The 11,952-nt window shown below is 48.7% G+C and carries 9 protein-coding genes; 5 read left to right on the plus strand and 4 right to left on the minus strand.

The features are described from left to right. From IQ256_RS25975 to IQ256_RS25990, 4 genes are all read right to left on the minus strand, one after another. A partial coding sequence (locus tag IQ256_RS25975; RefSeq protein WP_193858603.1) for a fatty acyl-AMP ligase occupies positions 1-1,704 on the minus strand: 1,704 nt, incomplete at its 3' end. 313 nt (positions 1,705-2,017) lie between these two features. Continuing rightward, positions 2,018-2,368, minus strand: a complete 351-nt coding sequence (locus tag IQ256_RS25980) for a hypothetical protein (RefSeq protein ID WP_193858604.1) — start codon at positions 2,366-2,368, stop codon at positions 2,018-2,020. A 591-nt stretch (positions 2,369-2,959) separates the two neighbouring features. Next, complete coding sequence (locus IQ256_RS25985; RefSeq protein ID WP_193858605.1) at positions 2,960-3,934, minus strand: sulfotransferase; 975 nt, start codon at positions 3,932-3,934, stop codon at positions 2,960-2,962. A gap of 58 nt (positions 3,935-3,992) precedes the next feature. Further along, the gene (locus IQ256_RS25990; RefSeq protein WP_228025289.1) at positions 3,993-5,303 is read right to left on the minus strand and encodes a glycosyltransferase; all 1,311 of its coding nucleotides are present in this window, start codon (positions 5,301-5,303) and stop codon (positions 3,993-3,995) included. Positions 5,304-5,524: 221 nt separating this feature from the next. Between IQ256_RS25990 and IQ256_RS25995 the strand changes: the two genes are divergently transcribed. The 5 genes from IQ256_RS25995 to IQ256_RS26015 all read left to right on the plus strand — a co-directional run. Further along, positions 5,525-6,910 carry a cytochrome P450 gene (locus tag IQ256_RS25995; protein ID WP_193858607.1) on the plus strand — a complete coding sequence of 462 codons (1,386 nt, stop codon included), beginning with the start codon at positions 5,525-5,527 and terminating at the stop codon, positions 6,908-6,910. A 279-nt stretch (positions 6,911-7,189) separates the two neighbouring features. Beyond that, positions 7,190-7,879, plus strand: coding sequence for a sigma-70 family RNA polymerase sigma factor (locus tag IQ256_RS26000; protein WP_193858608.1), 690 nt, complete (start codon positions 7,190-7,192; stop codon positions 7,877-7,879). A gap of 39 nt (positions 7,880-7,918) precedes the next feature. Beyond that, positions 7,919-8,962, plus strand: coding sequence for a DUF1822 family protein (locus tag IQ256_RS26005; protein WP_193858609.1), 1,044 nt, complete (start codon positions 7,919-7,921; stop codon positions 8,960-8,962). Between the two features lie 15 nt (positions 8,963-8,977). Continuing rightward, the gene (locus IQ256_RS26010; RefSeq protein WP_193858610.1) at positions 8,978-11,632 is read left to right on the plus strand and encodes a CHASE2 domain-containing protein; all 2,655 of its coding nucleotides are present in this window, start codon (positions 8,978-8,980) and stop codon (positions 11,630-11,632) included. A gap of 67 nt (positions 11,633-11,699) precedes the next feature. Then, on the plus strand, positions 11,700-11,952 hold a 253-nt coding region (locus tag IQ256_RS26015; protein ID WP_228025290.1), incomplete at its 3' end, for a hypothetical protein.

Raw genomic sequence — 11,952 nt, forward strand, 5'->3', positions numbered from 1 at the left:
ACACAGGGCATCGCGTTGAATTTTTCCACTGGATGTCTTAGGAATGCTAGCCGTTTTAATTAGCACAATCGCATAAACGGCCACCTCATGTTGAGTAGTTACCGCGTTGCGAATGTTCGATATCACGTCTGAGCGATCGCGGCAATGACGATCGACTTCTGCAACAATCACCAACTGTTCTGTGTCATCCCCCTCAATTGAAAATGCAGCACTACAGTGAGCGCGAACGGCACGGTGACTCTCTTCCACCGTCAGCTCGATATCTTGAGGATAATAGTTTTGTCCTCGGATGAGGATTAAATCTTTTAATCGACCTGTAAAAAACAGCTCGTTCTCGTACAAAAAGCCAAGATCGCCCGTACGCAAAAACCTAGTCTCAGGCCGCATTGGCAAAGCGACATCAAACGTTTGTTTTGTTTGTTTGGGCTGCTGCCAATACCCCTGAGCGACGCTTGCCCCAGACACCCAAATTTCACCTACCTGACCAGGCCAGCAGGGCGTGCAAGACTCTGGATGAACAATAGCCACCTCTAAATCAAGGATAGAAGATCCGTTACTCACAAGAACTTTCACATCAGAGCTTTCAGCACTTTCGGCTAGCTGGGCTTTATCCTTTTTAAGGGCTGATTTGTCAAACGAGCGAACCACTGGCGCAGCCGCTTTGCTGCCCCCTGTTACCATCAGCGTGGTCTCAGCCATGCCATAGCCAGGGTGAAAAGCCTCTGGTCGAAACCCGCACTGCGAAAAGGCTGTCGAAAATCTTTCTAGCGTGCGATCGCGAACGGGCTCTGAACCGCTGAAAGCAACTGACCAACTGCTGAGATCGAGAGTCTGTTTTTGGGCCTCACTCACTTTTTTAACGCAGAGATTGTAGGCAAAGTTGGGGCCTCCACTGGTGGTAGCTCTATAGTTAGAAATCATCTGCAGCCAGCGCACTGGATTCTGCAAAAAAGAGACAGGCGGCATCAAAACACAAGAGACACCGAGATAGATCGGTTGAAGCACATTGCCAATCAGTCCCATATCATGAAACAGGGGGAGCCAACTGGCATAGACTGTCTGAGTATCATGCTCAAGCGCTGCCTCAATTACGCTTTCGTTGTGCAAAATGTTACCGTGGCTAATCATCACCCCCTTTGGCCGACCTGTCGATCCTGAGGTGTACTGCAAGAAGGCTAGCGATTCACGCTCCACTTCTGTGATGGCAGCCACCTCTGGCCATTGGTCATTATCCGTTGCAATCCAGGGCAAATGCTCTATCTCGGCAGGATAGGTTAACTTTCGATTGCGCTCTAGTAAAATCTTACTGTTGGTAAGAACAACATTTGCCTGAGCGTCCGCTGTAATAGCTTGAAGTCTAGGCAGATGGCGTTTAGATTTAGGCGGATAGGTGGGCACGGCAACTACGCCGGCAGATAAACACCCCAGAAAAGCGACTATAAACTCGATGCTTGACGGGTAAAGCAACAAAGCGCGATCTCCAGGCTGTATTCCATGAGCCTGCAAGCAGCCAACGATGCATCGAGCACGGCGACTTAGTTCTGAATAGGTTATTCTTGCCGATTCGGTCTCGCCATCTTCAAGCACCCTGAATGCAACTTGTTGTGGCTGCAAGCCTTCCCAATACTGCAGCTTGGTCAAAATAGTACTTACTTTGTTTTTATCAGTACTCGCTTTGCTTTTGTTTTGCGTTAGTAGATGCATAGGTATAAGGAGAACTTAGAGAAAAAAGCATGTGAAATCTTGGAAGCTAGTGCGAGCCCTATCAAAGGGCACGCTTTCCAACTCCTGAAATTAGCGATCGCAAATTACAGTCAACGGCGATATTCAGCACAAAAACTCTGTGAATTTTTTGTACTATTCAACGAGTTTTCAACGTTTCTCACATTCCTCGTTCTCGTCTAAAACTTATACTTCAAATAAGTTTAGGAAATCACAAGACTTGACAAACGCCTGCTGCATCACCCTTATGGAATTGATCCTATCGGGATGACCTGCTGTGTTGAGTCGGTGAAACTTACTCAAGAAACTGTCCTAAAATTAGCCAGTCAAGCTTAACTTGGCGGCGCGTCTGCATGACTCGATAGAAAACCTCAGCTACCCAGTCTCTAGCAGAATCAACCCAGCGCTTAGGCTTTTTAGACTCAATTAATGCATCTCGCCATCTAATCCAGTCATCTTTCTCAATGGTCAACAGGGTAGAACGCCATCGGCTCAACTCACCTTTCTTCCAGTCCTGGCAGCAATTAAGAAACATGGGAATCACCAGCGGGCTTTCAATGACGATGACAAAATCGTCGTCTGGGTAGCTGACTCGCAACGTTTGATCCCAAGTTAGCTTTGCGGTTACTGTCACTAGATTTTCCATTTGCTCACCTCTTTATGGGGTTATTCGGCTCTTTCAATTGTTTCAATCAGTTAAGTCAAAAGACTGTATTCGCAGTTCTTACTGTGATGACGGCTCTATCCGTTCACAGCGTTAAGACCTTATTGGTAATAGGAGATTTCGGCGTCTGAACGTAAGGGCAAGCAGCAAGTAGCCTGCCATAACTGAGTAGATGCGGACCCTGAGGCAATACTCACGCATCCAATCTAGATGGCGAGTAGCAAAGTCGATAAAAGCTATAGCCAGCTTGAGACTAATAAGAACAGCTTTTAGCGCCAGATACGTAAGACATTCCTTGATTACAGGGGCGTTGTCAGTGATCTAAAGCTGTGTGATCTTGTGAGCGCGTTCGGAGCGGGTGGTAGTGGCGAAGATTGGCGCATAACTAGGTGTGCGTAGACGCTGTTGAGGGAAGTAAGCATAATTCCGGTTCCTTGGATCTAATGAGCGATTGAATCCATTAATCACTTCTACAGAGGACTTGGTAGAAATATGCGCTACTTCGATATTGTGGCGCAGTCATTTGGGCAGGGAATGCGCCTTCGTACGTCTACTCCAGTCAAGAAAAGCCCTTCAACTGTAGCCGTGGTAGTCAAAGTACTCTCTTGATCTTTGTTTGATTTGCCCAGCTCGCTTTTGCACGCCTGGCAGCAAGTTGAGTGGTCGTGGTTTGATGATCTGTGAATAGTCAAGATTTGAGCAGTCTTCTAGGGTCAAGAACGCCATAATCTGTTTGATAGTAGATTCTGGCGCTTTGCACAAGTCCTCATACTTGATAGAAATGTAGTCCTGCTTTGGCAGTGCGCCGATATTTTTCATAAAGTAGGTAGTTGCTTCGATAGATGTTTGAATAGATCGGTGCAGCCCTATACCCAAGTACTTTGAGAACAGAATCCTGATGAGAGTACGCTTTATAGGATTACTAAATATCTGAGCATACAGAGGCGAAATCAGGGCCGTGTATGCATTCCAATCGTAAATCATACTGCGTGAGGCTTTGATTCTAGAGCTAATCAGATGAATAGGATGGCGATGAATGAAGATAAACTTTGCCTGCGGCACCACTTGTTTAACGTATAAAAACTGGGAAAAGTCCCCAGGATTCTTGAGTAGTAGCGGCTTATCTAAGTCGGATGCAATCTGAATTTTGCGGCATAGCTGCTGAAAAACAGGCAAATTTTGCGCCGTGATAAACAGTTCATCTCCAACAATGTTCTTTAGAATAAATCCATACTCTTCAGGTAAGTGCGGCGTTGCGGTAACGCGATCGATCTTGCGATCGCATATCCCCAACGCCTGAAAACGCGCTTCTAGCTCTCTAATCGCCAGATCTTCTTTTTGATTGAAATGATTAGATAGAATTTCATCGTAATTAATAATGTGATAAGCTCTTACCACGTTGAAGCAACCCGCGTCAGCTAGCGTTTTATACAGCATCGTCGTGCCTGAGCGCTGGTCTCCCAAAATGAATATTGGCGCGATCGCCACATCCTTCAACCTATGCAAGTATGGACTATCGGGACTACTCGTCTGGTCTGTCAATTGCATCGCATCACCTATGAAGACTCTCTCATCATTATTCTTTTCCGCCATTTCCTCAAAGAACCTATGAATGAAGATAAGATTCAACAATAGAGACAGCTTTGTCGACGCCGTTCTCCTCTTTTATCTGGGCCTGAAGCTGTTGCGCTCGTTGATGAAAACTATCGTCTTCAACAATGCTGCGGATGCCCTTGGCTAGGCGATCGCTTGTCAGCTCCATTTGAGGATAAGTAGCAGGACTAACGCCAAGCTGTTTGAGTTGCTCTGCCCAAACTGGCTGGTCGGCAAAGAAAGGGACAACAATAGAAGGAATGCCAGCTCTCAAAGTCGCAGCCGTAGTGCCTCCAGCACCATGATGAATAGCAGCAGCCACTTTGGGGAACAGCCAATCGTGAGGAACTTCTTCCACTAGATATATAAAATCAGGAAGATCTTCTTTACTGACTTTCCCCCAACCAGAGCATAGAATAGCTCTTTGCCCAGCCGCAGCAAATGCAGAGACAATGGTCTGTGCCAACTGCTCAGGATGACGCGGAATCATGCTGCCAAAGCCAACATAAAATGGCTTAGAGCCTTCGCTCAGAAAGTTTTGTAGGGCTACAGGTGGCTCGAAAGCGGCTGCCGTGTCTAGAAAGCAGTATCCGGCTTGGTGAGTATACTCCTTCCAATCTGAAGGGGGAGCAACCACTGCCGCGCTGTAGCAGTTGATCACAGGCATGCGTAGACCCGACGGATATCGGTATCCCGGCCCTAGAGGGGATAGCACCCTAGGTATGTTCATTACCTCTTGTCTAAATCGATTGATGATTTTGGCATAGCGCCGCCACAAAAGAGTATCTATTAAGCGGTAACCCAGAAGGTTGCCTAATCCCGCTATTGGTCGGTCGGTGCGCTGCGTAAACCTCAAGAAGGGAAACGCTCGCGTTCGCGAGACAGGCAATAAAGCCGCTAAGATGCCAGGAACCGCGAGGCCGGCGGCGATGTGATATCCCCAAAGGGTCAATGGTGAAAACACAATTAGATCGCTGCCTTTACAGACGTGCCAAGCATCGAGCATTTGCTGCCATAGCAGATCTTCTTCAATCAGTTTGACGTTGTTCCCTTCGAGTAGATCGAGTCCTGTTGGCGAACTTAGCAGCTCTTGAAAATCTCCTGAGATAGGCAAGAAAGAAATATCGAAGCGAGCCGCAAAACCAGCAAAGTTGGGATTGCTAGCTAGGGTTACCTGGTGGCCTTTTTTCATCAGCCCTAGAGCAATGGCGCAATAGGGCTGAATGTCGCCACGCGAGCCAATTGTCAAAATGGTGATGTTTGCCATGTCCCTAAGCCCTATATTCCAGGTTTTATAGTAATCCGCACTTAGATCTTTAGCCATACCTAGAAGCTGCAGATTCAGTCACATATAGCCCCCAGAGCAAGGCAGCGGTAGGAACCCGCGTCGTCGCACGGCGCTAGGGAATGCCTACCAAGACAGCGGTAGGAACCCGCGTCGTCTGTAGAAATAAGTCTATATGCGTAATCTCGGACTTCTACAAATGAGACTTTACAGGCACTATTCGCTGAGTGCTCTTTTGTCCCTAAGTCTTTTTCTCTGTTATGGCTATCTCTCATACTATTCCTCGTTCCCAAACGCCTAAATTTCTACAAACCACTCGGTGGATGCTTGACCCGGCGGGCTACTTGCATAAAAAGTTTGATCGCCATGGAGATATCTTCCAAGCGGCGATCGCCTGGGGGAGAGCCGAATGCTGTTTGTTGAGCAATCCTCAAGCAATTCAGTACCTTTTGACCCACGATACGGGTAAAGAACTCTCCGCGCCTGGAGAACTCAACCAGATAGTCGAGCCATTAGTCGGATCAAAAAGTGTGATGCTTCTTAGCGGCAGCGCCCATCGCAATCGACGACGGCTAACCATGCCACCTTTCCACGGAGAACATTTAGCAACGTACGCTCAGCTCATCGCCCAGGTAACCGAAGGAGCGATCACGCAGTGGTCACCTGGAGATACTATCAACGTCCGCAAAACCATGCAGAAAATTACGATGCGTGTCATTCTGCAAGTGGTATTTGGACTCTACGAGGGCGATCGCTACGAGCAGCTAGAGCAACTGCTGGGTCGGCGGATGGACATGACGGCAACGCCCGCATCTTCAATCCTGATATTCTTACCGTGGCTAACAAAAGATGTAGGCGATTGGAGCCCAGGCGGTCGGCTGCGCCAAATGACAGAAAAAACTGACGAACTGTTGTTTGCAGAGATTGAAGAACGGCGAGCGAATCTAGATGCCAACCTAGCGCCCGAGCGCTTAGATATTCTCTCTTTATTGCTAGCGGCTAGAGACGAAGAAGGCAATCAACTCTCCAATCGAGAATTGCGTGATGAGCTGATGACGTTACTAGTCGCCGGACATGAAACGACCGCGACTGCACTCACCTGGGCCATGTACTGGATACATTCGCGACCGGAAGTAAAGAAAAAGCTAGTAGAAGAACTCCAAACGCTGAATTCGTCCAAAGATAATTCACCTAAAGATATTGAACAGGTGCTGCAGCTACCCTATCTATCAGCCGTTTGCGACGAAACCTTACGCATCCATCCGGTTGCAATGCTCACGTTTCCCCGCCAGGTAGAAAAACCTGTAGACATTGGTTTATACCACTTTGAACCCGGCACCATATTGATGGGCTGTATTTATCTACTGCATCAAAGAGAAGATCTATACCCAAAGCCAGAGCAGTTTCGCCCCGAGAGATTTCTTGAGAGACAGTTCTCTCCCTACGAGTTTATGCCATTTGGCGGCGGCGTACGGCGCTGCATTGGGACGGCACTAGCAAAATATGAAATGAAGATTGCGTTGAGCACGATACTCAGCCAGGCGGATCTTTCTCTAGCGAATAGCCATCCAGTGCGTCCTGCCAGGAGAGGCATTACATTAAGCCAAAACACTTCTGTACAGATTAACGTCAATAGTAGGCTGTAGAACTGCCTGATGATCCAACGGCCTGATCCAACGGCCTGATCCAACGGCCCGATCCAACGGTCAGTCAATCCGACGAGATAAGAGAGTGTAAAGGCAGTATCAGCCATAGCTTCGGTCAGCTTGGTAATATTAAAACTATTACAGCTCAGTAAAGATACTGAATTAATGCACTTTAGAAGCAAGGCTGCGTAAAAGCATCTTCGATTCTCTGAGAGTCATGCATAGAGGTCAATAGCCCCAGTTGACATTTATATCGAGAGAACATTCGCAAAATAACCGATGCCAGGAACTAATGGACTATCTGCCGAGCGTTTAGAACAGCCCCATCTAGACAATCATCTTCGGCAGTTAGCGATCGCCGCTCAAAAGCAGCCCAAAGGGAGCCCTGATAGGCAGCGTGCGCTAACTGAGTTGATTAGCACTTTGCTCAAGTCACGTCGACTGTCTCGTCCTCACCGAGGTCAGTTTCGCATCCTCTACGAAGAGATCTATGCAGAGGCGCTTCAGCGTTTGTTTGCGTTTGTCTGCGATCGCATCGATGACTATAACCTACAAAAAGGAGAGGTCTTGCAATGGGTCAACTTCTTACTGAGCAGACGGTTTTTCATAGAAGCTAGCAGAGACTATCTGCCAGTCGTTTACAAAGGAATGGATGCTAGGAGCGTTAAACGATTATCACTAGAGCATCTAGATCAGAGCAATCCGACAGAAGTTAATCCACAGCTAACGCCCTCACTTTCGCAAGAAGTGAAAGCCTGTCTGATAGAAGACCCCGAAGGCTTGTTTAAGCAAGCCCATGTCGCAGATCATCCGGCTGCTAACTTTCAGTACATTTCAATCAAGCGGCTAGAAGGCTATGCCTGGCAAGATCTCTCCGCTGAATTTGGTATCCCAGTTCCCACCTTGAGTAGTTTCTACCGCCGCTGTTTGGCTCGGTTCGCATCCAAACTAAAAGTCTATTTGTCATAATCATCCGCCCGGTTGTCTCAATCGCCACCAGCATCTGAAATGATCCATTCTATCCAGCAAGAGTTAACGCTATCTATTCCGCTCACACTAGCTGCTCATCAAACCGCGCAGCAATTCTATCGGCAGCATTTTGATCCGCATAAAGCAAAACAGGTGTATCTAAACACTTTGGCGGTAGAAGCCGTTCGCACATATCTAGGCTGGCTAGGCATCGACAGTGAAACCCAAGCTAGCGATAGCTGGGACCCAATCGTCCAGACTCTAGCCGACGTTGCCGACTTAGAAATCCTAGGTCAAGGCAAGCTAGAATGCCGACCGGTACTCCCCCAAGAAACGACTTGCCACATTCCCCCAGAAACGAACCCAGGTCGCATCGGCTACTTACCAGTTCTCCTAGATGCCAAGCTAGAAACGGCCACGCTGCTGGGCTTTATTCCCAGCACGGATATCCAGCTAGATACTCAAGAAGTCTCGCTCACCACCTTGCGATCGCTGACTTCGCTGTTCGATCTGCTCAAGCCTCAAGCGAATAACGCTAGCATCACCTCTCTAAGCCGGTGGCTAAAAGGCGCTGTCGCTAGCGGCTGGCAGACGATAGAAACCCTATTTGGCCCGCAGCCCGTGTTTAGCTTCAGGAACTTAGAGCTATCCAACCCTGCCACTAGCGTGACAGTACGCGGCAAGCTGCTAGAGCTCGGCCCCTTAAACTCCCTAGTTTCTTCCCTAGTAGACGAGCCTAGTAAAGCCCCGCCGCCAGATGACCACCCAGCAAATGGGCTTTTATCAGCAGCCACTCCCCGCCGCCAGCAGGCTAACTGCCGGGTTGCACTGGTCGTCGGCATTACACCAAGCGATGCCCTGCAATCGAGTATCTGGGTAAAGCTTTGTCCTATCGGCGGCAACTCTCATCTGCCAGAAGAGCTGGAGATTAGAATACTCGACGACCGAGATATTGTTGTAATGGAAGCGCAGTCGCGTCAGACTGATATGCTACAGCTCAACTTTCGAGGTATGTTGAACGAGCAGTTTGCGGTCGAGGTGGCTTTAAACGGTGTTAGTTTGATAGAAAAATTTGTCATATAGGGAACGAGAAGTGTTGTGACTCTCGAGGCAAGATCTAGCAGGCGGCATAGTGGGGGGCATCGCGGACGAGCCAGCGAAAGATCAGCTGGAAAGCTGGTCGTTCTAAAGTTTGACGGCAATCTTCAGCAAGGGTTTCAGGTCTTGTTAGAGATTGGTGAGGAAGGGCATCGGCCTGCTATTGAGCTGGCAGGCGCGCTGCCGCCTAATCTAGAGATTGCCGCTTATCTATCGAAGTGGCAGCAGCACTATCGCGATTTGAGTGCAAACGGCCTGGTCAATAGCAGAATTCAGCCACAGCAGATTGTCTATGGGGGGTCAGTCAATCGCCTAGAAGACTGCTGGCAAGCTGCAACCGAGCTACATCAGCGAATGATGAAGTGGTTGTCTTCTGAGTCTTTTCGCCATCTCGATTTACGCCTAAGAGAAAGTCTAAGCGTTAGCGAGCCCATTCGCGTTTTAATTCGCACCCAAGATCCGCTGCTGCGTCGCCTGCCATGGCATCTGTGGGACTTTGCTGAACGCTACGCCAAGACAGAGATTTCTCTAAGCGCGCCAGTAGCCGAAAGAATTGAAGTAGAGCCTGCGGCTACGCGAGATCAAAGTGTGAGGATCTTAGCGGTTCTAGGAGATAGCAAAGATATTGATGTACAGGCAGACCGGCAATTTCTATCTAGCTTGCCGCAAGGAGAGGTTGCGTTTCTCGTTGAACCTTCAAGGGAGGAGATAAATCGGCATCTGTGGGAACAGCCGTGGGACATCTTGTTTTTTGCTGGGCATAGCTCAACTGAAGGCGATCGCGGTTTAATCTATATCAACCCTGAAGAAAGCCTCAGCTTAGAAGAGCTGAGATACGGACTTAAAAAAGCGATTTCGCAAGGGCTGCGGCTGGCTATCTTCAACTCCTGCGACGGACTAGGTCTGGCTCAATCGCTAGAATGCTTAAATCTGCCGCAGATGATTGTTATGCGCGAGCCCGTACCCGATCGGGTGGCACAGCTCTTTCTCAAATCCTTTCTAAAATCATTTTCGAGCGGCCAGTCGCTCTACCTTTCTGTACGCGAAGCGAGAGAACAATTACAAAGCGTAGAAGATCGATTTCCCTGCGCGACATGGCTGCCTATTATCTGTCAGAACTCTACAAAGATTCCACCCGCTTGGCAAACTCTAGTTAGCGGGAAGGAAGCCGAATACCTTGATCCCAGACAGGCTACTCTAGCACTTGCCGATCGCCTACTAACTAGAACCGGCTCTCTGCAAGCGTTTCGAGAATCTGCTCCAGACTTCTCTCTAAATTTCGTTTCAAATCTCGTTCCGGGTTTGGCCCAGTATAGACAGCGTTTAGTCTATCAGTTACGTAGAGGATGGATTGTACTGTTCGCCAGTTTGCTAGCGACCATTGTGGTGCTTCATCCTATTACTTTGAAATGGGCACAGCCATTGGAGCTAGCTGTCTATGATTTCACTATGCAGCAGCGACCCAGCGAGGGGGCCGACTCTCGCCTATTGATTATTGGCATCACCGATGACGATATAAAAATGCAGGCAGAAAATGGCGAGCTGCTAGAGAGGCGATCGCTCTCAGCCCAGTCTTACGGTCAGCCATTTCAAACATCGCTCTCTGACCATTCGCTTACTCGTTTGTTGAACGTACTAGAGCAATACCAACCTCGCGTCATCGGGTTAGATCTCTATCGAGATTTTGCCACAGCGCCAGGACACGGCGCGCTGTCAGATCGGCTAAAGCAAAACGATAACCTAATCGCAGTCTGCAAGGCCGAAGATTTTGACGACCCTTATTTTCAGACGCCCAGTATCGCGCCGCCGCCAGAGATACCGCTGAGCCGCGTTGGGTTTAGTGACTTTAGAGAAGATAGCGATGGCATCTTGAGAAGACACCTTTTAGGAATGCTGCCTCTGGTGAGAACTCAAGGATCTCGCTGTAATACGAACTGGTCTTTTAGCTTGCAAATTGCTACTCAATATCTACAGCAGGAAAAGATAGAAACTCAGTTTACAGAAGTAGGAGATTTGCAAGTCGACGATCGGCTAATAGAGGTGCTGCAGTCTCGGCGGGGGAGCTATCCACCGAGTGCCGGGGGCAGTGAGGTCTTACTCAACTATCGTTCTACAGCCGAGATTGCCCCAACCATCACGCTTCAACAGTTTCTAAACCAGCAGCCTAATGCCGACTACCTGACAGGTAAGGTTGTTCTGATCGGCGTCACAGCACAAGACGGAGAAGATTACTGGTTCACGCCTCTACGTCCAAATGAGGTCATACCAGGCGTGGTCATTCAAGCGCATATGGTCAGCCAGCTACTTAGCGCTGTTTTAGACGATCGTCCCCTACTGATGCCCCTATCGCTACAGCAGCAGGCAGTGTGGGTCTGGATTTGGGCAGTAGTAGGAGGCTTCTTGGCCTTGTGGCGGCTGCAGCGAGAGACACGGCTATCTACTGTTCGTATGGGCACTAGCCTAATGATGGCGATCGCGTTTCTCTACGGACTCAGCTTTCTTAGTTTGATTAGAGGCTACTGGCTACCGTTTGTTTCCCTCATATCTGCCCTACTTCTATCTAGTCTGCTTGTGACAATTTATTTACTCGCTCGCTCTAGCAGCCGAGTAGGAACAAAACCAGTAAAATCTAGCGCAAAAGGCAGTCCTAACTAATTCGACACATTCTATCAACCCGACGCATTCTACTGACTCGACACACTCTACTAACTCAATGTCTTAAATGAAAGCCCCCTCTCTGTTTAACTACTTTGACAGCACAACTAAGCGTGCGCTAGCGATCGCGGGTGCTTTCTTACTAGGGACTACTGCGATCGCCACTTCAATGCCGCCAGCGATCGCTAGTCTAACTAGCTTCTCTAGTCCACCAGATAAGCAGGCTAGAGGCAGAGTACCAGGCCGCCGGAGAGGAGGGGCTAGGCGTGGCACCTGCGCTGAAACAAGAACTCAGCTAGTGGCTTTGGTGGCTGCGGCTG

Origin of the sequence: cf. Phormidesmis sp. LEGE 11477 (assembly GCF_015207105.1) — a bacterium.
GTDB lineage: Bacteria > Cyanobacteriota > Cyanobacteriia > Phormidesmidales > Phormidesmidaceae > Phormidesmis.